Genomic DNA, 22,528 nt, shown 5'->3' on the forward strand with positions numbered 1-22,528 from the left:
ATTTTTTCATGCGCCAAAGATTTGGTTGCTTTCAGAGGGGCGATTCTATGCTCTCGCCCTCTTTTCACCTACGCCTGCCCTCAATTCCGGGGTGACAGGGGGAATGAAAGTTATGTCCACATCCACTGAACTCAAAGTAATCCTCCGCGAACAGACCGGCCGCTCGGCCTCCCGTCGTTTGCGCAAATCCAACCAGATCCCCGCGATTCTCTACGGCAAGGGCACCGAGCCCAAGGCACTGTCCGTTGATATCCCGGAGTTCACCAAGCTGCTCAAGTCGATCGCCGGTCGTAAGACGATCATCGAGCTCAAGAGCGAAGGCGCCGACAAGCCGGCCCTGTCCTTCCTCCAAGAGGTGCAGCGCGACCCGATCACGGATCGTTTCCTCCACGCCGACTTCCAGGAGATTCATCCGGAAGAGAAGTTCGAGGTCGAAGTGCCGGTTGTCATCAAGGGCGACGCCTACGGCGTGAAGACCCAGGGCGGCATCCTCGAGATCGCGACCCACACCGTGCGTGTGCGCTGTCTCGCCAAGGACCTGCCGGGCGCCATCGAGGTCGATGTCACCGAGCTCAAGACCGACGAAACGGTCAAGGTTGGCGCGCTGCCGGCCCTCGAGGGCGTGGAATACCGCGATCCCGTCGGTCAGGCCGTGGTGGCCTGCTTGGCTGGTGAGGCGCCGGAAGAAACTCCTGCTGACGCTGCTGCTGCCGCTGCGGCCGCCAAGAAGAAGAAATAATCTTTCCCGCGGCGTTCGCGCCGCGTAACGCGGCTCCGCTCCGCGTGTTCTTTGCATCATGTCCATCACGCTCGTGCTCGGTCTGGGAAATCCCGGCCGAGACTACGCGGAAACCCGTCACAACATCGGTTGGATCGTGCTCGACGAGCTCGCCCGACGCGAGGGACTGACGTGGAAGCACCAAGCGGCCTTTCAGGCTGACGTCGCCCGTTGGAATCACCCCTCCGGTCGTCCGGTGCTGCTGGCCAAGCCGCTGACGTTTATGAACGACAGCGGCCGAGCCGCCCGTGCAGTGGCGAGCTACTACAAACTCTCCAACTCGGCGATCGCGGCCGTCTACGACGATCTCAATATCGATCTGGGTTTGGTGAAGGTGTCGGACCGCGGCAGCGCGGGCGGGCACAACGGCGTCTCCGACTTACTCGAAAAACTGGGCCAAGGGTTTATCCGTTACCGCCTGGGCATCGGGCCGAAGTCACCGCCGCAGATGGACCTGAAGGACTTCGTCCTGGGCAAATTCACGCCGGATCAGCGCCACCTCCTCGACCAATCCCTTTCAAAATACCTGTCCGGTCTCGACCTGCTGCTCACCAGTGGGCCGGAACGGGCGATGAACCTTCTAAATCGTAGAGTCCAAAATGAACCCGAACAAACGTAACTACCGCGCCACCTTCATCCTCGATACCCGCGGCGTCGAAGAAACCGTCGATCAGATCATCGAGAACGTGAAGAGTGAGATCTCCGTCGTCGAAGGCGAGGTCAGCGCGGTTGAGAACCTCGGCCAGCGCGACTTCGCTCGCGTGACCGATCCCAAGCGCCCGACCGGCGTGTATGTCCAGGTTGACTTCAGTGCCCCCGGCACGGCCCCGGCCGCGCTCAAGGAGCGTCTGCGCCTCAACCGCGTCGTTTACCGCACCTACATCGAGACCCTTTAAGCGCGTCGTTCGTCGCGCCAATCGCCCCATGGCCAATCTCAATCGCGTTCTCCTCATCGGCAACCTCACTCGGGATCCCGAGCTGCGGGTCACCCCGAAGGGCAACTCCATCTGCCAGTTTGGTCTGGCGGTGAATCGCTCCTTCAAGGATGGCTCCGGCCAGACCCGCGAGGAAACGACCTTCATTGATGTGGAGGCTTGGGGCCGACAGGGCGAAACCATCTCCAAATACTGCACCAAGGGACGAGCGCTCTTCGTTGAGGGCCGTCTCCGCTTTGACCAGTGGGAAGACAAAAACACGGGTCAAAAACGCAGCCGTCTGTCGGTTGTGCTGGAAAATTTCCAGTTCATCGGTGGGCGCGGGGATGGCGACAATGAGGGTGGTGGCAGCAGCGGTGGTGGCGGCAATTACAGCCCGTCCCCCGAGCGCAATTCGCCGCCCCCGCGGGCTCCGCGCCCGGCCCCGGCCGACGACAACCTCGATGAAGACGTGCCATTTTAAACTGCGCGTCGCTCCCTTCCAAAAAACAAACAAACACCTAATCCATTCCTCCCATGGCCAATACTGAAGTTCTCCTCCTCAAACCCGTCGAAGGCCTCGGCGGCGAGGGTGACCAAGTCAAAGTTCGCGCCGGCTACGCCCGCAACTACCTCCTCCCCCAAGGCTACGCCACGCCGATGACCCTCGCCAACCGCAAGCGCGTCGAAGCGCTGCGCAAGCGTCGGGCCGAGCGCGAGGCAGCTGAGCTCAACGGTGCGCAGGAACTCGCCAAGCACCTCGAGAAGCTCTCCATCGCCTTCGCCGTGCAAACGGGCGAGGGTGGCAAGATGTTCGGCGCCATCACCGCGGCCGACCTGCACGAGAAGATCACCGAGGCCGGCGTCGAGATCGATCGCAAGAAGATCCACCTCTACACCCCGGTCAAGAGCCTCGGCAACCACTCCACCAAGATCAAGTTGCACGCCGATGTGAGCGTCGAGCTGTCGTTCGACGTCGTGTCGGAGAACCCGATCGAAGAGACCACCGACGAAGAGGCCGCCAAGGCCGATGCGTAATCGTTTCTGATTGTTTTACCGGCCGCCGCCCGCTTGCCCAGCTGGCGGCGGTTGTCGTTTTAGGGCCCGTTCGTCCCGCTTGAGCGGGGCTTTGTGGACAAGCCCAACAACTTTTCCATTCCGCCTGTTGCCTTGTCCGCGACAGGTCGTTGCCATCTCCGTTTTCCCCTATGGAATCTGCTCCCTACGAATCCCGTTCCGATTTCCGTCGCCGCCGCGCTCCCGGTCGTGGAGGTGATGATAGAGGGGGACCCGATGGGGAAATGCCGACGCTGGGGCGGCAGGCTCCGCACTCGGTGGAGGCCGAGGAGTATTTGCTATCGTGCTGTCTGCTCGATGGTTCGGATTCCATCGCCAAGTGTTTGGAGAAGAAGCTGGCGCCGGCGGCCTTCTACGTGCCGGCCAACCGCATCATCTTCGAAAAGCTGGTCGAGCTCTACCAAACCAACCCGCCGGTGGCGATTGAGGTGTTGGCGGAGGAGCTGAAGACGACCGGCCAACTCGATGAGATCGGCGGACTGCCGTATCTCATGCAGGTCAGCAGCCGCATCCCCACGACGGCGCAGACCGACTACTTTATCGAACGGGTGCGCGAACTGCATCTGTTACGCCAGCTCATCAAGGTCGGCACCAGCACCGTCGAGCAGTGTTTTAACTTCCAAGGCGGGCTGGAGGAGTTCGTCGACAAGATCGAGCAGGACATTTTCCAAGTCACGCAGGAGCGTGTGTCCGACGGCGCGAAATCGATGAAGCAGACCGCCAAGGACGCTTGGGTCGTCATCGACAAGATGATGCACCACAAGGGCGAGATCACCGGCGTCTCCTCGGGTTACAAGGACTTGGATGCCATGACTTACGGCTTCCAGAAGGCGGAAATGATCATTTTGGCGGCGCGTCCGTCGATGGGTAAAACCTCGCTGGCACTCAACATGGCGGAGCATGCGGCCATGCCGAAGCGAGGCACGCCGACGGGCACGCTCGTATTCTCGCTCGAAATGAGCGCGGCTCAGCTCGGCATGCGTCTGCTCTGCTCACGCGGCCGCGTGAACATGAAGAAACTGCGTGAGGGCTTCGTGAGCCAAGGCGGCAAGGAGTATCAGGATCTGCAGAACGCGGCCGATGAGATGTCGCGCGCGCCGATCTTCATCGATGACTCCAGCCATCTCACCATCATGGAGTTACGCGCCAAGGCCCGTCGCCTGCATGCGCGTCATCCGCTCGGGTTTATCGTCGTCGATTACCTCCAGTTGCTCAGCCCCACCGACCCCAAAACCCCGCGTGAGCAACAGGTGGCGGAAATTTCCCGCGGTCTAAAATCCTTGGCCAAGGAACTTGAGTTGCCCGTGTTGGTTCTCAGTCAGCTCAACCGTTCCGCCGAAAAGGAAAACCGCACTCCCAAACTCTCCGATTTGCGTGAATCAGGCTCCATCGAACAGGACGCTGACGTCGTGCTTATGTTGGCTCGTCCGCGCGACGCGGATGAGAAGTTCCAAGTGGCTGCAGACTCCGCCGAGTTAATCGTTGCCAAGCAACGAAACGGACCGGTAGGAGACTTGAAGCTTACGTTCCTCCGAGACATCACTCGCTTTGAAAACTACACTACGTAATCCGCTCGTTCGGATCGCTCGATTTATCGTCTTATTGGCTTTGGTCTCGTGGAGTGGCTCGTCCGCTCTGGCGCAGGCTTTCGGTGGAGGCAGTCCCCAGACCATCGAGGATATCATCATCCGCTTCCAAGGCGCCACCAATGTGAGCGAACAGATTGTTCGCGCCAACATGCAGCTGCGCGAAGGCGACCCCCTCAACGAGGTGCTGATCGACCGCGACATCCGCTCGCTGTATCGCACGTCGCTCTTCGAGTTCATCGAGGTCAAGCGCGAGACCCTGCCGTCCGGCGGTGTGAATCTGGTCTTCGAGCTCACCCCGCGCTATCGCGTGCTGGCGATCATCTTCGACGGCAATGATCGCGTGCGCGACAAGCGTCTCGAGAAGGAGATCAAGTCCCGCGCCAATCTCGTGCTCGACGAACGTCAGGTGAAGGAGGACACCGAGAAGATTCGCGAGTATTACCAGAAGATCGGTTTCAACCGCGTCTCCATTTACTACGAGATCGACCGTGATCGCTCCACCGGTTTCGGCACGGTCACCTTCAAGATCCGTGAAGGCGACAAGGTGAAAATCGCGGGCGTGAAATTCACCGGCAACGACAACATCAAGGCCCGCAAGCTCCGTAAGGAAATGGAGACCAAGAAGTGGTGGATGTGGTCTTGGCTACTCGGCACTGGCCGCTTCAAGGACGAAGTGTTTGAGGATGACCTCGAAACCCTGCGCGATTTCTACCGCGAAGAGGGTTACCTCGACGTTTCCATCCCGCCGGAACAGATCATCTACGACTACCCGTCGCCGGAGCGTCTCGTCATCACCATCAACGTGAACGAAGGCCGCCAATATCGTATCGGTGACGTCAAAGTTTCCGGTGCCACCATGGTGCCGGGCGAACTCATCCGCATGGGTCTCAAGAATAAGAAGGGCGATGTTTTCGTGCCTTCGAAGCTCGATGAGGATGCTTCCGAGATCGAGAAGTTCTACGGCCGCGGCGGCCACCTCGATGCCCGTGTGACCTTGCTGCGTATCCCGAATCTGCAGACCGGCGATATTGACCTCGAATACATCATCGATGAGGGCGACCCCTACGACGTCGAATCCGTGCGTATCGAGGGCAACACCAAGACCAAGAGCATCGTGATTCTGCGCGAGTTGGTGCTCGGACCGGGTGAACTCTTCGACACCTCCCGCATGGAGATTTCCAAGCTGCGTTTGGATAATACCCGTTTCTTTGAGGACGTGAACCTCACGCCGGAATCCACCAATATTCCGGGCCGCCGTAACATGAAGGTCGCTGTCCGTGAGGGCCGCACCGGTAACCTCACCTTCGGCGCCGGCTTCAGCTCGCTTGAGCGTGCGGTGATTTTTGCGGAGCTCACGCAGTCCAACTTCGACGTTTTCAACCGCCGCTCCTTCTTCCAGGGCGACGGCCAGAAGTTCCGTCTGCGCATGCAGCTGGGTGATCAGTCCAGTGAAGTGGTGCTCTCCTTCGAGGAGCCGTGGCTCTTCGAGCGTCAGCTCGCCACGGGTTTCACGCTGTTCCGCACGACTTCCGACTTCAATTCCGCCATCTACAGCGAAATCCGCACCGGTGGTGAGATCTACATGCGCAAGCGCCTGTTCGAGCTCGTGAACGGCCAGCTGTCCTACTCCTACCAAGTCGTGGAAATCGATGACATCTCGCCCAACGCGCCGGCCGTTATCCAGGCGCTCGCCGGGCAGCAGTCCATTTCCAAGATCGGCTTCACGCTGGAGCGCGACACGCGTAACAAGATCATCAACACCACTTCGGGTAATCGCGTTGAACTGCGCATGGACCTGGCGGGTGGCTTGGTCGGCGGTGACGCGGATTACTACCGCCTCGAATTCCGTGGGTCCCAGTTCTACCCGCTCTTCGAATTCCAGGAGCAGGTGCTGGCCGTCATTCTCCGTGGTGGTATCGTCGACTCCTACGGAGACACTGACCGGGTGCCGTTCTACGAACGTTTCTTCCTGGGCGGTCCCTACACCCTGCGCGGTTTTGAATATCGCGAGGTGGGTCCCAAAGACTCGATCACCAACGAGCCGACCGGTGGTAACACCTACGGTATGCTCACGCTCGAATACACCATCGACGTCGTATCGCCGGTGCGTTTCGCGGTCTTCTACGACGCCGGTTTCGTCAATGAAGATGCCTGGGACTTCAATCCCTCCGGCTACAACGACAACTTTGGTGTCGGTCTCGGACTCTTCGTGGCCGGTGCTCCGCTGCGCCTCGACTTCGGTATTCCGCTCACCGCCGACGACGTGAACGACAAGGGAAATCAGTTCAATTTTTCCTTCGGCACCCGTTTCTAATTTGCTAGTCCAACTCTTTTCAAACTCATGAAGAACCACCTCAAATCCCTCTTTGCAGTTCTGGCTTTTGCCGCTGTCGCCGCTACCGGCTTCGCCCAAGCCCCTAAAATCGCGATCGTCGACATGGCTTACCTGTTCGACAATCACTACCGCACTGTCGAACAAAACGCGGTGTTCAAGGGTGAGCAGGAGCGCGTGAAGGCTGAGATCGACCGTCTCAATGGCGAAGGCCTCGCCCTCCAGCAGGAAGCGCAGAGCATTGCCGAGCAACTCAACAACCCGGTTCTCTCCGACGACGCCAAGGCCAAGATCGAGGACGAAGCCCGCGCCAAGGTCGGCGAACTGCAGCGCAAGCAGAACGAGATGAACCAGCTGGTGAACAACAGCACCGAGTCTCTCCGTAAGCGCGTGATGAACTTCCGCAGCCTCCTCCTCGAAGAGATCTCCAAGGTCGCCGTCGAAGTCGCCAAGCGCCAGGGTGCGACCCTGCTGCTCGACAAGTCCGGCCCGTCTGTCCTCGGCATGCCGTCCGTGCTTTACAATGATGACTCCCTCGAGATCACCGAGGCCGTTCTCGCCGAGATCAACAAGGACAAGCCGGCTGATTCTGCTGTGACCTCCGACGCGAACAGCGGAGAGACGCCGACGGTCAGCTTCCCCGGCGCCAACTAAGTCGCCCGTTTAAGTCCGATTCCTTTCTCGAAGCCCCGCCACCACGGCGGGGCTTTTTGTTACCCGGATGGCCGGACAGGGGAACGCACTCCGTGCGACATGCGAATTGCCTAAGTGGTCGGGGGTGGCACGTTTGGGCCATGAAGCACTCCTTCGATCTGGCCCAACTCGAAGAAATCGTCTCTCCCGAGCAGGTGAGAGGATCCACGACGCGCACCATTCATGGCATCGCCGCGCTCAAGGAAGCCGAGGCCGGCGACCTCAGTTTTCTCGGTAACGCCAAATACAAGGTCGACGTGCCTGCGACGCAGGCCTCGCTCGTGCTCCTGCCGCTCGACTATGAGGGGGAACCGGGGGACGATCAGTGCTTTTTCCTGGTTAAAAACCCGTCGGTGGCGCTGGCCACGATTTGTAGTCGGATCGAGCAGCGGCTGTGGCCGACGCCGCACGCTGGTATCCACGCCAGCGCAGTGGTCTCCAAGGACGCCGAGGTGCACGACAGCGCGACGGTGGGCCCGCTCTGCGTGATCGAGGCCGGGGCCAAAATCGGCCCGGGCACGCATCTTCAAGCACACGTGTTTGTCGGCCGTGGCGCCAAGATCGGCGCCGACTGTTGGCTGAGTCCGAGCTCGCAGGTGACATCGAGCTGCATCCTCGGCGATCGCGTGCGGCTGCACGGCGGCGTGATCGTGGGCTCCGACGGCTTTGGTTATGAACTCGTCGAGGGCCGCCACGCCAAGGTGCCGCAGGTCGGCTCCGTGGAAGTGGGGGACGACGTGGAAATCGGCGCCAATTCCACCATCGATCGAGCTCGCTTCAGTCGCACGGTCATCGGTCGCGGCACCAAGATCGATAACCTCGTGCAGATCGGCCACAACGTGGTCGTCGGTCAGCATTGCATCCTCTGCGCTCAGGTCGGCATCTCCGGCAGCACCACGCTCGAAGACTACGTGGTGTTGGGCGGGCAGGTGGGCGTCGGCGGTCACATCACCTTGGCCAAGGGCACCCAAGCCGGTGGTCAGACCGGCATCACCGCCAACACCGAGCCCGGGGTGACGCTGAATGGCACGCCAGCGATGCCATTCCACCTTGAGCGGCGGCTGGTGGTGTTGAACCGCAAGCTGCCGGACCTCTTCAAACGGGTGGGGCAGCTGGAGACCCTCATTGAGGCTATAAAAAAGACTTCCGCCTGATGCCTTGGTCGGCAGGATGGCCGTCTGATGAGCGCCCCCGGACTGAAAGTCTTCACTGGTAACTCCAACCGGCCGTTGGCCGAGCAAATCTGTGCCTCGATCGGCGTCCCGCTGGGCGAGGCGACGGTGACGAGCTTCCCGGACGGTGAGTCGTTCGTGAAGATCAACGAGAACATTCGCGGTCAGGACGTGTTCATCGTCCAGTCCACCTGCACGCCGACCAACCATCACTTGATGGAGTTGCTCATCATGATCGATGCGGCGCGCCGCGCGTCCGCGCATCGCATCACGACGGTGATCCCGTTCTACGGCTACGCCCGTCAGGACCGTAAGGATCAGCCGCGCGTGCCCATTACGGCGAAGTTGGTGGCCAACCTCATCGTGGCCGCCGGCGCCAACCGCATTCTCACCATGGATCTGCACTCCCAGCAGATTCAGGGCTTCTTCGACATCCCGGTGGATCATCTCTTCGCCTCGCCGGTGTTCTTCGATCACGTCGAACGCATCAAGATGCGCAGCGACAACATGGTCGTGGTTTCGCCGGACGTCGGCGGCATGAAGATGGCCGCCGCCTACGCGGGACTCATGGGATCCCAACTCGGCATGGTCTGGAAGAAGCGCACCAGCGCCACGACCGTCGAATCGGTTAACATCGTGGGCGACGTTAAAGGTCGCGACGTCCTGCTCGTCGACGACATTACCGAAACCGCCGGCACACTCATGAACGCCGCCAAACTCATGCGCGAGCATGGCGCGTTGAGCGTGCGCGCAGCAGTGAGCCACTCACTCCTCAGCCCGATGGCTTACGACCGCCTCAAGCTCGGTCACATCGACGAGTTGATCACCACCAACTCCATCCCGGTGGAGCCGCGTGGTCTGCCCATCACCGTCCTGAGCGTCGCCGAGCTTTTGGGTGAAGCCATCCTGCGCATCCACAACAACGAGAGCGTCACCGGCCTGTTTAAGGTCAAAGGGTTCTAGCCCCGCTTGTGCGGGGAAATCCTAAACTCTGAAATCCTAAATCCCAAACCGGGAAGCGGGACTCAGGGGCGAATTTCTCTGCCTCCGCGCGCTCAGCTCCCGGGCTTTTCGGCCGGGATTGCGGCCAATTCCGGCGGCAGAGCGTCGGGCTGGTAGGTGGGAAAACTCAGCTCCAGCAGCGATACACACGGCACCTCAAAGGAGGTCTGTCCCGCGCTGCGATCGACCAGGACCGCCACGCCCACCGGCGTGCCGCCGTGGGCTTTCACCTGTTCGATGGCTTCGTTGACGCGACCACCGCGCGTGATCACGTCCTCGACGACCAGCACCTTTTCGCCCGGGGCGAAGGTGAAGCCACGACGGATGGCGAGCTTGTCGTCCACCTTCTCGGCGAAGAGGTAACGTTTGCCGGTCTGGCGAGCGACTTCCTGACCGATGACCAAGCCGCCCATGGCGGGGGCAAGCACGGTGGAAAATTCGAAGTCAACCAGCTTCGGCACCAGGAGTTCGGTGAGTCGGGAGACCGCCGCCATGTCCTCGCAAACCCGGGCGCACTGGAAGAAGTGACCACTGCGCAAACCGGAGCGCAAAATGAAGTGGCCGCGGAGCAGCGCCTTGGTGCGGGTGAAGATATCGAGGACTTCCTGCTGGGTGTCGGACATGGCGCCAAGGTGAGTGGCGGTGCGGAACACGCCAAAACATTTTTGCGCTGGGAATAAGAGTCGCTACGGTGCGGCATGGTTATCGAACGCGCACCATTGGAAGACGAGTTGGGCGATGTGCTCGACAAGGCCATTGATCGCAGCGGGATGACCGACGCCGAGGTGGCGGAGCAGGCCGAAATTACGCTCGATCGCCTGCGCAACGCCATCGACTACACGGAGCGTTTGGCACCGGCCGAAATCAGTCGCCTGGCCGCCGTGCTGGGGCTGAGCGAGGTGGGCAGTCAGGCGGTGTCGAGTGAGGCTTATCCGCTCCCCGAGATTTCGGGTCTGCCGTTTTGCCTCTATCCGCTGCGCATGCCGCACGGCATCGGCGTGGCCAACGCCTATCTGATCGCGGATTGTTGTGCGGATTGGGGCGTGCTTTTCGATACCGGCACGGGCGCGGATGGACTGTGGCGATCCTGGCCGCAGAAAATCAAACGGGTCGCGGCGGTGTTTTTGACGCATTACGAAACCGAACACTGCGGTGGACTCGCAGCCGTGCGGGAGCGCTTTCGGGATGTGCCGGTGTTTGGACCAGCCGCGGACGGACGACCGGCCGGAGTGATCGCCCTGGAAGACGGCGCAGTGGTGCGGGAGCAGAGTCTGGCGGTGGAAGTGTGGTCGACGCCCGGTCACGCGGAAGGGCATCACTGTTATGCGGTTAAAGTGCCCGGCGCCCCGCATGGTCGGCCGCTCTTGGTGAGTGGGGATCTGATCTTTGCCGGCTCGGTGGGCGGCGCGTTCTTTTGTGCGAAACGACTGAATTCCAGTCTGGAAGGTGTGTTGGCGCGCTGTGCACCGGAGACGGTGGTGGCGCCCGGTCACGGACCGCTTACGACCATTGCCAACGAGCGGCGCTTCAACCCTTTCTTGGCGGAGTAGGGCGGAGTAAAACAGACCAATAATTTTGGTTGCAGAGCGCATCGGTGAGCCTTTCGCTCTGCCCTCCTCACGGGTGACACGTCTCTCGGAGGATACACCGTCGGGGTGTAGCTTAGCCTGGTAGAGCGCTACGTTCGGGACGTAGAGGCCGGAGGTTCGAATCCTCTCACCCCGACCATTTTCCTCAGAGCGAAGAAAGCATCGAATCGTCCAAAAGCGTGAAAAGCACGAGGGACGAACGCCTTGAGAGGGTTTGAACCGAGAGAGGTTCGACGGAGTCACGCGGAGCGTGACGGAGAAGGGGCTCGGCGCGAAGCGTCGAGAGTCCGCAGGACTTCTGCGAAGCAGAACCAATCCTCTCACCCCGACCATTTTCTCAGAGCGAAGAGGGGCATTACGGGCCTGCCTCGGGATGATTTGATATGACGTGGCGGCGGGGCAGGGGGAGCGGCCGAGACGGCCGCTGCTACAAACCAAGGCGGGGGGGCCGCGAGGGTCTGGCAAGCCAGACCGCTACAAGGAGGGAGGTGTAGGGGCTTTGCTTGCAAAGCCCGCGGCCTACGTTGCGGTGGAAGGGGCCGCGAGTTGTTACCGACGTAGGGCCAGTTGGCGGCCGGGGCCGTGGACGCCTTCGATGAGGATGCCTTCGACGTCGGCGGTCTTGGACGGGCCGGTCACAAAGATGAGGTTCGGGTCTTCGGGCAGGGCGTTGATAGCGGCGAGGATGTCGGGGTGGATCTGGGCGTCGCGCACGACCGCGATATGGGCCCACGGCGTGAGGGCGCCCAGACGCGATGAGGTCGTGTTGTCCCCGAGGATGAGCGTGCCGGTTTCGGCGATGGCACCGGCGACGGCCGTGATGCCAAAAGCGTAGTCGTCGACGCGCGTGCGATCGAAGTCGGTTTCCACGGTGAAGCTTTCGTCGAAGGCGGATTGCAGTTCGGGCCACAAGGCCGGGTCGCAGTAACCGTGCAGCCAGCCGTTTTCGCGCAGCAGGTTCACGAGGGTGGCGAGGTCGTCCACCGGCTCGCCGTTGACGGATTTGAGCCGTTCGGAAAATAGCGCCCAAAGATCCGTGGAGGGCGGGATGGCGGTCTCGCGCACGTGCACGAGTTCGCGGTCCCAGTCGGGCAGCGGAGCACGTTCAGGCAGCGGAGCGAGCGCGTCATTGACGCGTTTGAGAATCTGGTCGCGGGCAGAGCTCATGAAGAAAATGGGGAATGGGTTTTAACCACGAATGGACACGAAGGGCTCCACTACTGTTTCGCCTCTAAAAGATAGGCAAAATGAGGACAGTGCGTAGGCGGTGGCCGAAGCCATTCGTGTCCATTCGTGGTTAAACAATACTATTTGGACGGGCGGTTTTTCATCCACTTGCGGAAGGAGCCGCCGCGCCACTCGGGGAGGGTGCGGGAGGAGGTCCAGCTTTGTAGCGGGGGGAAGGGAATGAGTTTGGTGGGGATGTGGTTGATGACCTTGCCGCCGGCGAGTGCGGCTTTCCAGGCGGTGGGTTGGCTAGCCATGAGGGCCCAGCCGCCCATGGGCGGAACGCCGATGGAGGCTTTGGGCGCGCCTTCGGTTTTGCCCTTGTCGCGCAGGCGCAGGAGCAGATCGGGAATGGGGATGTCGACCGGGCAGACTTCGTTGCAGGCGCCGCAGAGCGAGGAGGCTTTGGGCAGGTCGGCGAGCTCGGGGAATTGTTTGCCGGCGAGCAGCGGGGAGAGCACGGCGCCGACGGGACCCGGATACACGCTGCGGTAGGCGTGGCCGCTGGCTTGGCGATAGATCGGGCAGACGTTGAGGCAGGCGCCGCAACGGATGCAGCGCAGGATCTCGCGGCACTGGCTGGCGAGCACTTCGGTGCGGCCGTTGTCGACAAAGATGACGTGCATCTCCTCGGGGCCGTCGGGCTGTGTGGGCGATTTTGGGCCGGTGATGAACTCGGTGTAAACGGTGAGTTGCTGCGCGGTGGCGCTGCGGCCGAGCAGGTTGAGCAGGAGGCCGAGGTCGCGGTCGCGTGGCACCAGCTTCTCGATGCCGACGAGTGCGATGTGCACCTTGGGCGCGGCGAGGCAGAAACGGGAGTTGCCCTCGTTGGTCACGAGGACGAGGCGGCCACTCTCGGCGGAGATGAAGTTGCCACCGGTGAGACCGACGTCGGCCTGCAGGTATTTCTGGCGCAGAAAATCGCGGGCGCGGCGGGTGATGACCTCGGGCTCGTCGTTGTAGTCGCCGAGTCCTTCACGCTCAAAACTCGTCGCGATCTCGCGGCGGTTTTTGTGGATGATGGGCCGGACGATGTGCGACGGGTGGTCGTGATCGATCTGGATGATGAACTCACCGAGGTCGGTCTCGAGTGCCTCCATGCCGCGTTTCTCGAGGTAGGGCGTGAGTTCGATTTCCTCGCTCACCATGGTCTTGGATTTGACCAGTTTGGTGGCGCCGCGGGCATCCATGATGCCGTGCACAGCGGCGCAGGCGTCTTCGGCGGTGGGAGCCCAGTGGACCTGCACGCCGTTGGCCTGGAGTTTGGCTTCGGCGGCGGGCAGCAGTGTATCCAGATTTTCGATAACGTGCTGCTTGATGCGGCCGGCGGTCTGCCGCAGCTCGTTGGGATCGAGGAAGTGATCCCAGAGCAGCTTGGTGCGTTTCTCGTGCGTGCCCTTGGTGCTTTGGTAAACCGACTCGCGCTTGTCCGGCGGGAGTGAGGCAGCGTAGGCGTCGATGGGTTGATTGGCCATGGGGCGGGAAAGGGAGCAGTCAGCTTTCAGCGATCAGCTGTCAGCTTGTGTTTGAGTTAGGCGAGAGGGTGAGCTGAAGGCTGAGCGCTGAACGCTGAGAGCTCGCTCAACCGGCGGTAGCCGGGTTGAGCGCGTCGCGGAGGATTTGGGCGAAGTGGCGGGTCTTGAGGGGGGCGCCGGCTTTTTCGGCGAGGCCGCCCATGTGCATGAGACAACTCATGTCGGCGGAGACGAGGTAGTCGGGCTCGACGGCGCGGACGTTGTCGAGTTTGAGCGTGCCCATGTTGGCGGAGATGTGCGGGAAGCTCACCGAGAAGGTGCCGCCGAAACCGCAGCATTGCTCGGCTTCGCCGAAGGGCGCGACCGTCACGCCGTCGATGGATTCGAGCAGACTGATCGCGGCCTCACTGGTGCCGCTGCCGCGGCTGTGGCAGGAGCGGTGGAAGGCGATCTTGGCGTCGAACTTGCCGGGCCAGGTTTTGACGCCGAGGCCGTTGACGATGAAGTCGGCCAACTCCCAAGTGCGGCGGGCGAGGGCGTCGACCGCGGGAGCGTCGTCTTCCTTTTCAAACTCCAAGGGCGCGCCGTGGAAGACCATGGCGGCGCAGGAGCCGGAGGGCACGATGACTGGCACGTCACCGGTGAAGGTTTTGACGGTGTGGCGGACCACTTTGCGCGAGGCTTTCCAGTCGCCGCCGTTGAAGGCGGGTTGGCCGCAGCAGGTCTGGGCTTCGGGAAACTCAACGATGCAGCCGAGGTGTTCGAGCACCTCGACAGTGGCGCGGGCGACGTCGTCATAAAACGCGTCGCACAGGCAGGTGGCCATGAGTTGCACGCGACGATCGGCGGCGGGAAGTTGGCGGTCAGAGATCACGGTAATTGGTGGGGCCCACGGAATACACGGAAGACACGGAAAACCACGAAACACACGAATGGCGGAATGGCAGGGCTATTCCGTGTTTTCCGTGTGTTCCGTGGGCTACAAAATCAGTCGCGGTTGAGGAGGACTTGGGACTCGTAGGCGGCGACGTCGTCGAGCCAGTCGGCGCCGGCAGGGACGTTGGCGCGGCGGCAGAGCTCGTCCCACACGGCACCCCACGGGAGGGCGCGGGTGAGTTCCATGAAGGCAAGCGGCTCGTGCGGCTGGAAGGCCCGCTGCTCCTTCGCCATGGGCGGGAAGATGTCGAGCAGACCGCAGAGGATGGCCTGGCGAGTGGCGCGGGTGCCGGTGACGTAGGCGGCGACGCGGTTGATGGAGGCGTCGAAGAAGTCGAGCGCGACGTAGATGCGGTCCCAGGCGTCACCGCGGGCGATCTCGAGGAAGAGGTTGCGCACGGCGTCGTCGAGGGTGACGACGTGATCGCTGTCCCAACGCATCGGGCGGCTGGTGTGCAGGAGCAGCTTCTTGTGGAACTCGAGGTGAGCGCTGACTTTGTCGGCCACGGATTCGGTCGGGTGGTAGTGACCGAGGTCGAGGCAGAGCACCTTGTCGCGGGTGAGGGCATAGTTGGAGTAGAACTCCTGTGAGCCGACGGTGTAGGCCTCGCTGCCGATGCCGAAGAGTTTGCCTTCGACAGCGTCGACGCAGTGCTTCGCGCTGATGGACTTGTCGGCGAAGATCTCGTCGTAGGCGGCGGCGAGGCGTTGGCGCGGGCCGAAACGGTCTTGCGGGTCGTCCTTGGCGCCGTCGGCCACCCAGTGGTTGTTCACGCAGGGGGACTTGAGCTTCTTGGCGAAGTGTTGGGCGATCTTGCGGCTGGCTTTGCCGTGTTGGATCCAGAAGTTGCGGATCTCGTCGTCGGCGCTGGAGAGGGTGTAGCCGCTGTTGGCGAGCGGGTGGGCGAAGTAGGTCGGGTTGAAATCGAGACCGAGGTCTTCGGACTGGGCCCAGTCGAGCCAGCGGGAGAAGTGTTTCGGCTCGATGGCGTCGCGCTCGACAACCTTGTCGCCGGTCTCGGCGTAGAAGGCGTGGAGGTTGAGACGATGGGCACCGGGTAGCAGGGCGAGCGCCATGCTGATGTCGGCGCGCATCTCATCGCCATTGCGGGCGCGACCGGGGTGGCCGCCGGTGGCCATGATACCGCCGCCGGCGACGCCGTCCTTGGGCGTCTCGAGGCCGCGCACATCGTCGGCCTGCCAGCAGTGCAGGGAGATCGGCACGGCGAGGGCCTTGGCGATGGCGGCCTCGGTGTCGACGCCGAGGTCGGCGTAACGTTGCTGGGCGAGTTTGTAGGCGGCGGTGATTTGTTTGGAAGTAGGCATGAGTGCGGGAGGAATGGAGGGTTTAGGGAACGTTAAAGGCGGCGCGCAGTTCGTCGATGGCGCTCTCGGGCATCTCGACGATGGGACCGAGCGGGCGTGCGAGGAGCAGCGCTTCAGAGGTGGCTTCGAGGACCTCCAGGCGATCGAAGGCTTCGAGCACGGTGCGGCCGAGGACGACCGCACCTTCGTTTTCGATGAGCACGACGGGCGTCTTCACCGGATCGAGGGCGGCGACGATGGCGTCAGCGTCCTCGACGATGCGTTGGAAGGACAGTCGGGGCACGTCGTTGAGCACGACGTAACTTTCGGGAATGGTGTGCGTGCCGAGTTTTTCGGCCGTCATACAGAAGGCGCTGGCGTGAGCAGGCTGGGCGTTGATGACGGCTCCAACTTCGGCGAAGCGTTCGTAGATGAGGGCGTGGAGCAGGGCGGCGCGACTGGGCTGGCGACCCGCCTCACACGCGGTGCGGGAGGCGCGCACGAGGTTGGCCGGGCTGACCTCGAGGCGGTCGCGGCGGCGCGGGGTGATGACGAAATTTTCGGCATCGATGCGGGCGGAGACGGCGCCGGCAGTGCTGATGAGCAGGCGCTGCTGGTAGGCGCGTTGGGTGAAGGCGGTGATCTGCGCGCGCAGTTCCTTTTCAGTGAGCGACGGTTTGGTCTCGGGGAGATCGGCCCAGGTGGCAGTGGTGTCGGCGTCGAGCGATTCCGGTGGCAGCACCTGCAGCTCGCCGAGCTGGCGGGCTTTGATGATGGTCTGGGCGGTGAACTCGAAGGTCTCGAAGCGTTGGAAGGCGTCGGCCAGGTCGGTGCCGCCGATGACGACGCCGTGGTTTTCGAGCAACACGCAGTCGGCGCCGTCGGCAAAGGTGTCGGCGATGCGATCAGCGAGGGCGTCGGTGCCCGGGCAGGCGTAGGGTGCCATGGCGATGCGGCCGCAGATCGAGTGGGCGTGCGACTGGATGCGCGTATCCGGAAGTTGGCGACAGATGGAAAAGGCGACGAGCGCACCGGGGTGGGCGTGCACGATGGCGCGCAGGTCGGGGCGCTGGCGGTAGATCTCGCGATGGAAGGGAAACTCCGAGGACGGCGGGTGCAGCCCGTCGATCGTGCCATCGGCGTGGATACAAACGATGTCACGCGGCTGCAGGGTGCCTTTGTCGACGCGGGACGGCGTGATCCAGATGTCGCCGTTTTCGTCGCGGATGGACAAGTTGCCACCCGAGGTGGTGGTCATGCGGTAGCGGTAGATCCGCTGCATGGTGGCGACGAGTTCGTCGCGGGGATGGAGCCAGGTCATGGGCATCGGATTTTCGATTTGGGATTCTCGATTTTGGATTGGGTGACTCAACCGGCCGGTGTGTAGACGGTGGGTTTGAGTTGTTGGCTCAGGGAGGCGCGGAAGGCGGCGAGGTTTTTGACGGCTTTCAGCGCGATGAGTTGGTTGGCGAGGTTGCCGATGGCGGAGCCTTCGAGTTGGAAGGCGTGCACCGGCAGACCGGAAGCGTTGGCCGTGGCCTGACAGAGCAGGCGGTTCTTCGCGCCGCCGCCGACCATGAGCACACGGTGGAAGGTTTTGCCGGAGAATTCCTGAAAACGCTGAATGACATCGGCGTGGCCCTGGCCGAGGGAGTCGCAGATGAGGCGCATGTAGCCGGCGAGTTCGCGCGGCGGCTTGGCTTTGCGGGCTTTGAGGTGGGCGTCGATGGCGGCCTTCATCGACTTCGGGTTGGCGAAGGCGGGATCGGCGACATCAATGAGGCACTTGGGGGCGGGCAGGGTGGCCGCGGCTTTGATGAGGGCGCGCCACTCGCGGTCCTTGGTCGGGCGGGACGGGAAAGCGTCGAGGGTGCGTTCGAGCAGCCACAGGCCGATGACGTTGACCAAGGGGCGATATTCGCCGCGGCCAGTGCGGTCATTGGCCACGCGGGCGGCGAGGGCCTCGGGGCCGAGAATGGGGGCGTCGTTTTCGAATCCAACGAGCGACCAGGTGCCGGAGCTCAGGAAAATGTCACCGCCTTCGGGCGCGGCGGGCATGGCGTCGTAGGCGCAGGTGGTGTCGTGACCGGGGACGGCGACGACCGTGGTCTTGGCGAGCTCGGGCAGACCTTTGACGCGGCCGAGTTTGCTGCCGGTTTTGACGGGTTTGGTCAGCCACGTGGGCGGCACACGGAAGTAGTCGAGGGCCTCGCGGGACCAGTCGTCGCCATGGACATCGAGCAGTTGGGTGGTGGACGCGATGGCGAAGCCATTGGTCATTTTGCCCGACAGCAGGTAGTTGAAATAGTCGGGCAGGAAGAGGCAGCGGGTGGCGAGGTCGGTGATGGCCGGGTTGGAGGCGACGGTCTCGGCGAGCTGGAAGGAGCTGTTAAAAAACACCGCGGGAATGCCGGTGGCGGCGTAGATGCGGGCGAGGGCGGCGCGGGTGTTGAGCAGCGAGTTGAGGCCTGCCTGAGTGCGGGCGTCGCGGTAGGCGTGCGTCGGGAAAACGAGGCGGCCCTCGTCGTTGAGCAGGGCGTGGTCGACGCCCCAGGTGTCGACGCCGACGGAGGAGAGGGTGGCGCCTTTGGGCAGGCTGGCGGCGGCTTTGGTCAGGCCGGTGCGGACCTCGGCCCAGAGGGAGGTGATATTCCAGTAGTCGTGCTGACCGAGGCTAAAAATGGCGTTGGGGAAGCGATGGACTTCGGTGGTGGTGAGCTGGTGGTCGGACCAGGTGCCGACAATCACGCGACCGGAGGTCGCACCGAGGTCAACGGCGGCGCAGTAGAGGGGAGACATTGGGAGAGCGATTAACCGGAGTTGGGAGGGTTAAGGGATCAAGGGGCGGCGATAAGATAGCGGGATGGAGGGGGAATAGGAATCGACAAACTGACCCTAAACATACGGAAATTGACCCTTATGCCGCATCTGTCGCCGCTCCCGGATTTTTCCCGCTATCTGCCGGTGGCGACGGCGGCGGAACCGTGGGGCGTGGCGGTGACGGGCGGCGGACGTTTCCGGGCGGCGGCGGGGGAGCGTTACCCCTCGCGCGGGCATCCGGATGACCACTATTTTGAATGGACCAGCGGGCGGGTGTTGGGCGCGCTGCAGGTGGTGATGATCGCGGAGGGCAGCGGCGAATTTGAGAGTCGGGTCACGGGCACGCAGCCGTTGGAAGCGGGGCAGGTGATGGTCCTGTTGCCCGGAATGTGGCACCGCTACCGGCCACTGGCGCGCAAGGGGTGGACGGAGAAGTGGGTGGAGCTCGGCGGGCAGGTGCCGGCGGCGCTGCAGAGTAGGGGTGTTTTGGATACGGCGGGCGCGGTGCGTTTGCCGGCGCGACCGCAGGAATGCGAGCGGCTGCTCGATGAGATTCACGCGTTGATCCAGCGCGGGCCGGAGGTGCAGGCGGGGAGACTGGCGGGGGCGGCGTTGACGTTATTGGCGGAGCTGGGCGACCAAATGGACGCAGCGGAGCAGGAGCGGCCGGTCGATGGGGCGATCAATCAAGCGCAGCGTTGGCTGGAGGGCGACGACTTGGAGTTGGCGTTGCTGGCGGGCCCGGAGTTGGCGCGGCGGCTGGGCGTGGGGTATTCTTATTTCCGGCGCGAGTTTCGGCGCCGCACGGGTGTGTCACCGCAGCAGTATCAGTTGCGCGCGCGGTTGCAGCGGGCGCAGCGGCTGCTGGGTGCGACGGAGCGCTCGATCAAGGAGATCGGCGACCGGCTGGGTTTCAGTTCGCCGTATCACTTCTCGGCGGCGTTTAAGGCGCAGTATGGCGTGTCACCGCGAGAGTGGCGCAAACGCGGGTAGCTGGGAGGAGGGCGGCGGAGAGGCAGGGCTGTTTTTTAACCACGGATGGACACGGATGGGCTCCACTACCGTTCCGCCTCTGAATTTGTATTTCAGTGCGTAGGCGGTAGCCGAAGCTATCCGTGTGCATCCGTGGATAAAACCCTCCTCAGACCTTGAGGTTGGACCAGGTGGTGCGGAGGGCTTGGGCGCTGGCTTGGAGGCCTTGTTGTTCCTTGGGCCAGAGGGGGACTTCGACGTGTTTGATGACGCCTTTGCGGCCCACGATGGTGGGGACGCTGATGGAGACGTTGCGCAGCCCGTAACAACCGTTCTGGACGGACGACACGGGGAGCAGTTCCTGGCGGTTGAGCGCGATGGCGTGCACCACTTCGGCGATGGTGAGACCGACCGCCCAGCCGGCGCCACCTTTGCGGCGGATGACTTCAGCGCCAGAGGTTTTGGCGCGGGTGAAGAGTTGGGTCTGCAGGGAGGCGTTGAAGCCGGGGAATTTTTCGAGCGGCAGGCCGGCGCAGGTGGCGCTGGACCAGATCGGCACCATGGAGTCGCCGTGTTCACCCAGAATGAGCGCTTTTACCTGGGCGGGGGATTGATCGATCTGGGCGGCGATGAGCGAGCGGAAACGCGCGGTGTCGAGCATGGTGCCGAGACCCAGGACCTGGGACGTCGGCAGACCGAGGCGCGTGGCGGCGAGCTGGGTGAGGATGTCGACCGGGTTGGAGACCACAAAGATCAACGCATCGGAACGGAAGCCGGCGTCCTTGATGGAGGTGAGGATGCCGTCGAAGAGGGTGACGTTGCGGTTGATTAGATCGAGGCGGGACTCGTCGGGCTTGCGCCGCAGGCCGGCGGTGATGACGAAAACATCGGAGTCGGCCGCGCGGGCGTAGTCACCAGCGTAGATGCGTTGGCCGCCGACCACGGAGGCACCGTGCAGGAGGTCGAGGGCTTCGCCTTCGGCCAGGTCGGTGTTGTAGTCGAGTATTTGGATTTCCGATACGATGCCGGCGCATTGCAGGGCAAAGGCCGCATTGGATCCGACGCGGCCGCCGCCGCCGATGATGGTGACTTTCATGGGGAAAAGAGTAGCGAGTGGTGGGGAGTGAGTAGCGAGTAGGAGTGTAGCGAGAGGTGGGAGGCGGAGTAGCGGCGGATTTGATGCTCACTACTCGCTACCCACTACTCTCTATTTGGCGGTGGCGAGCTGGCGCAGGATCTCGTTGGTGAGGGACTGGACGAGCGTTTCGACCTGCGGGTCGACCTCCGCGGTGGCGGGGGCGGCGCTGGAGGGCGGGGTGGCTTGGCAGACGGCGCCGGGGCGGAATTCGCTGTTGTCGCTGCAGAGCTCACACTCCTCGAGTTCGGCGCGGGGATCGGGCATGCCGAGCGCTTTGCGCAGGCCGATCAGGTCTTTGAGTTTGTCGGTGCCGAAACGATGGAGGCCGCTGCCGAGTCCGCCGGCGATGGCGACGGTTTTGCAATACGAGTCGATGTTCTCCATCTTCCAGTAAGCGTCCTCAACGTCCTTGCCCCAGACGATGACACCGTGGTTCTGCATGAGGATGGCTTGGTGATCGATGCCGAGTTGGCCGACTTCGTCGGCGTTTTCCGGGGTGCCGGGAGTCTGGTATTTGGCGAGGGCGATCTTACCGAGGAAGACCTCGGCCTCGGGGATGAGGCAGGTGGGGATCTCGGCGTTGGCGATGGCGAAGGCGGTGGCGTGCGGCGGGTGGGCGTGCACGCAGGACTTGGCGGCGGGCTGGCGCTTCATGATGCCAAAGTGGGTCATGGCTTCGGAGGTGCGCTTGCGGGTGCCGGCGAGTTGGTTGCCGTCGAGGTCGACGAGGCAGATGTCGGCGGGCTTCATGAAGCCCTTGCAAATGAGGGTGGGGGTGCAGAGGGCGAGGTTGTCGCCGACGCGGATGGTGATGTTGCCGCCGTTGCCGTCGGTGTATTCCCGTTCCCAGAGGCGGCGACCGATGTCGCAGATGCGCACCTTGAGTTCCTCGATGGCGGGCGAGGTGAAGAAACGTTGGATGTCGGAGGGGGTCTTGGGATCGCTGCCGGGCGCCCAGCGGAACTCGTAGTCGGGCGTCGACGGAGCCGGGGGTGTGGCGGAGCTGGCGGCCGGTTTGGTGGCGGGCGCAGCGGAGCCGGCGCGAGGCGCGTTGGCGGTGAAGGTGCGGCCGTTGCGGCGGCGGTCCTCGACGAGGTCGCGGGCGGATGGGGTGAGGCGGGCGTCGGCCGGCACGGCTTCGCCGGCACGGAGCAGGGCCTCGACTTCTCGGGCGGTGAGGATCTTGGGCATGATGGAAGGGGGCTAGGTGGTGGAAGGCGGGCGGTAGTCGAGCTGGTGAACGATGCAGGCGTTGTAGGCGTCGACGGGCGCCGGGTTGGAAAAGGGTTGAGACGCCTCCGCGCCCTCGGTGTAGCCGATGGTGGCACCCTGGCCGGCGCCGAGCTGGTCGTAGACGATGAGGCTCGAACCGGAGGCGACGGGGGAAGTGTCGGCGCCCGTGAGCTGGTCACGGGTGAGCGGTTGCACCACCAGCAACTGGCCGCCGCGGTAAACGGGCTCCTGTTGGCTGAGGGTGATGCGTCCGATGACCGTGCCGAGTTTCATGAC

Annotated in this window: 22 protein-coding genes and 1 tRNA gene; 13 read left to right on the forward strand and 10 right to left on the reverse strand. The window is 62.9% G+C overall.

What is annotated here, in order from left to right; genetic code table 11:
* Positions 1-112: 112 nt before the first annotated feature.
* The 10 genes from K1X11_RS22640 (at position 113) to K1X11_RS22685 (ending at position 9,518) form a co-directional block, all read left to right on the forward strand.
* Positions 113-739 carry a 50S ribosomal protein L25 gene (locus K1X11_RS22640; RefSeq protein ID WP_221030217.1) on the forward strand — a complete coding sequence of 209 codons (627 nt, stop codon included), beginning with the start codon at positions 113-115 and terminating at the stop codon, positions 737-739.
* Between the two features lie 58 nt (positions 740-797).
* Complete coding sequence (gene pth / locus K1X11_RS22645) at positions 798-1,397, forward strand: aminoacyl-tRNA hydrolase (RefSeq protein ID WP_221030216.1); 600 nt, start codon at positions 798-800, stop codon at positions 1,395-1,397.
* On the forward strand, positions 1,378-1,674 hold the full coding sequence (locus K1X11_RS22650) for a 30S ribosomal protein S6 (RefSeq protein ID WP_221030215.1): 297 nt from the start codon (positions 1,378-1,380) through the stop codon (positions 1,672-1,674). The genes pth and K1X11_RS22650 overlap by 20 nt, the downstream gene beginning before the upstream one ends.
* A gap of 28 nt (positions 1,675-1,702) precedes the next feature.
* Positions 1,703-2,176 carry a single-stranded DNA-binding protein gene (locus tag K1X11_RS22655; protein ID WP_221030214.1) on the forward strand — a complete coding sequence of 158 codons (474 nt, stop codon included), beginning with the start codon at positions 1,703-1,705 and terminating at the stop codon, positions 2,174-2,176.
* A 53-nt stretch (positions 2,177-2,229) separates the two neighbouring features.
* Positions 2,230-2,730, forward strand: a complete 501-nt coding sequence (gene rplI, locus K1X11_RS22660) for a 50S ribosomal protein L9 (protein ID WP_221030213.1) — start codon at positions 2,230-2,232, stop codon at positions 2,728-2,730.
* 170 nt (positions 2,731-2,900) lie between these two features.
* Complete coding sequence (gene dnaB, locus K1X11_RS22665) at positions 2,901-4,337, forward strand: replicative DNA helicase (protein ID WP_221030212.1); 1,437 nt, start codon at positions 2,901-2,903, stop codon at positions 4,335-4,337.
* A 34-nt stretch (positions 4,338-4,371) separates the two neighbouring features.
* Positions 4,372-6,672 (forward strand): outer membrane protein assembly factor BamA, encoded by a 2,301-nt coding sequence (gene bamA / locus K1X11_RS22670; protein ID WP_225919347.1) that lies wholly within the window; start codon positions 4,372-4,374, stop codon positions 6,670-6,672.
* Positions 6,673-6,699: 27 nt separating this feature from the next.
* Complete coding sequence (locus tag K1X11_RS22675; RefSeq protein ID WP_221030211.1) at positions 6,700-7,344, forward strand: OmpH/Skp family outer membrane protein; 645 nt, start codon at positions 6,700-6,702, stop codon at positions 7,342-7,344.
* 140 nt (positions 7,345-7,484) lie between these two features.
* Positions 7,485-8,537: a UDP-3-O-(3-hydroxymyristoyl)glucosamine N-acyltransferase gene (gene lpxD / locus K1X11_RS22680; RefSeq protein ID WP_221030210.1), complete on the forward strand. Its 1,053-nt coding sequence runs from the start codon at positions 7,485-7,487 to the stop codon at positions 8,535-8,537.
* 27 nt (positions 8,538-8,564) lie between these two features.
* Complete coding sequence (locus K1X11_RS22685; protein ID WP_221030209.1) at positions 8,565-9,518, forward strand: ribose-phosphate diphosphokinase; 954 nt, start codon at positions 8,565-8,567, stop codon at positions 9,516-9,518.
* A gap of 92 nt (positions 9,519-9,610) precedes the next feature.
* Here the strand turns inward: K1X11_RS22685 and pyrE are convergent, their stop codons facing one another.
* The gene (gene pyrE / locus K1X11_RS22690) at positions 9,611-10,180 is read right to left on the reverse strand and encodes an orotate phosphoribosyltransferase (protein ID WP_221030208.1); all 570 of its coding nucleotides are present in this window, start codon (positions 10,178-10,180) and stop codon (positions 9,611-9,613) included.
* A 75-nt stretch (positions 10,181-10,255) separates the two neighbouring features.
* On the opposite strand from pyrE, the gene K1X11_RS22695 reads away from it, so the two are divergent.
* Together K1X11_RS22695 and K1X11_RS22700 are read left to right on the forward strand one after the other, a co-directional pair.
* Positions 10,256-11,107, forward strand: coding sequence for an MBL fold metallo-hydrolase (locus K1X11_RS22695; RefSeq protein WP_221030207.1), 852 nt, complete (start codon positions 10,256-10,258; stop codon positions 11,105-11,107).
* Between the two features lie 101 nt (positions 11,108-11,208).
* Positions 11,209-11,285, forward strand: a tRNA-Pro gene (locus tag K1X11_RS22700).
* 410 nt (positions 11,286-11,695) lie between these two features.
* On the opposite strand, the gene K1X11_RS22705 is transcribed toward K1X11_RS22700, so the two are convergent.
* The 6 genes from K1X11_RS22705 to K1X11_RS22730 form a co-directional block, all read right to left on the reverse strand.
* A complete protein-coding gene (locus K1X11_RS22705) occupies positions 11,696-12,313 on the reverse strand; it encodes a LutC/YkgG family protein (protein WP_221030206.1) in 618 nt (205 codons plus the stop codon).
* Positions 12,314-12,453: 140 nt separating this feature from the next.
* Positions 12,454-13,848, reverse strand: a complete 1,395-nt coding sequence (locus tag K1X11_RS22710) for a LutB/LldF family L-lactate oxidation iron-sulfur protein (protein ID WP_221030205.1) — start codon at positions 13,846-13,848, stop codon at positions 12,454-12,456.
* Between the two features lie 106 nt (positions 13,849-13,954).
* The gene (locus K1X11_RS22715; RefSeq protein ID WP_324726044.1) at positions 13,955-14,722 is read right to left on the reverse strand and encodes a (Fe-S)-binding protein; all 768 of its coding nucleotides are present in this window, start codon (positions 14,720-14,722) and stop codon (positions 13,955-13,957) included.
* A 113-nt stretch (positions 14,723-14,835) separates the two neighbouring features.
* Positions 14,836-16,110, reverse strand: coding sequence for an L-rhamnose isomerase (locus K1X11_RS22720; RefSeq protein WP_221030204.1), 1,275 nt, complete (start codon positions 16,108-16,110; stop codon positions 14,836-14,838).
* A 22-nt stretch (positions 16,111-16,132) separates the two neighbouring features.
* Positions 16,133-17,416: a class II aldolase/adducin family protein gene (locus K1X11_RS22725; protein ID WP_221030203.1), complete on the reverse strand. Its 1,284-nt coding sequence runs from the start codon at positions 17,414-17,416 to the stop codon at positions 16,133-16,135.
* Positions 17,417-17,457: 41 nt separating this feature from the next.
* Positions 17,458-18,888: a rhamnulokinase gene (locus K1X11_RS22730; RefSeq protein WP_221030202.1), complete on the reverse strand. Its 1,431-nt coding sequence runs from the start codon at positions 18,886-18,888 to the stop codon at positions 17,458-17,460.
* A gap of 120 nt (positions 18,889-19,008) precedes the next feature.
* Between K1X11_RS22730 and K1X11_RS22735 the strand changes: the two genes are divergently transcribed.
* Positions 19,009-19,902 carry an AraC family transcriptional regulator gene (locus K1X11_RS22735; RefSeq protein ID WP_221030201.1) on the forward strand — a complete coding sequence of 298 codons (894 nt, stop codon included), beginning with the start codon at positions 19,009-19,011 and terminating at the stop codon, positions 19,900-19,902.
* Between the two features lie 148 nt (positions 19,903-20,050).
* On the opposite strand, the gene K1X11_RS22740 is transcribed toward K1X11_RS22735, so the two are convergent.
* The 3 genes from K1X11_RS22740 to K1X11_RS22750 all read right to left on the reverse strand — a co-directional run bounded on the left by K1X11_RS22740 (position 20,051) and on the right by K1X11_RS22750 (position 22,525).
* Positions 20,051-20,977, reverse strand: coding sequence for a lactate/malate dehydrogenase family protein (locus K1X11_RS22740; RefSeq protein WP_221030200.1), 927 nt, complete (start codon positions 20,975-20,977; stop codon positions 20,051-20,053).
* Positions 20,978-21,088: 111 nt separating this feature from the next.
* Positions 21,089-22,210, reverse strand: coding sequence for a class II aldolase/adducin family protein (locus K1X11_RS22745; protein WP_221030199.1), 1,122 nt, complete (start codon positions 22,208-22,210; stop codon positions 21,089-21,091).
* Positions 22,211-22,222: 12 nt separating this feature from the next.
* A complete protein-coding gene (locus K1X11_RS22750) occupies positions 22,223-22,525 on the reverse strand; it encodes a EutN/CcmL family microcompartment protein (protein WP_221030198.1) in 303 nt (100 codons plus the stop codon).
* Positions 22,526-22,528: the final 3 nt, after the last annotated feature.

Origin of the sequence: Actomonas aquatica (genome assembly GCF_019679435.2) — a bacterium.
GTDB classification, from domain to species: Bacteria; Verrucomicrobiota; Verrucomicrobiia; order Opitutales; family Opitutaceae; genus Actomonas; species Actomonas aquatica.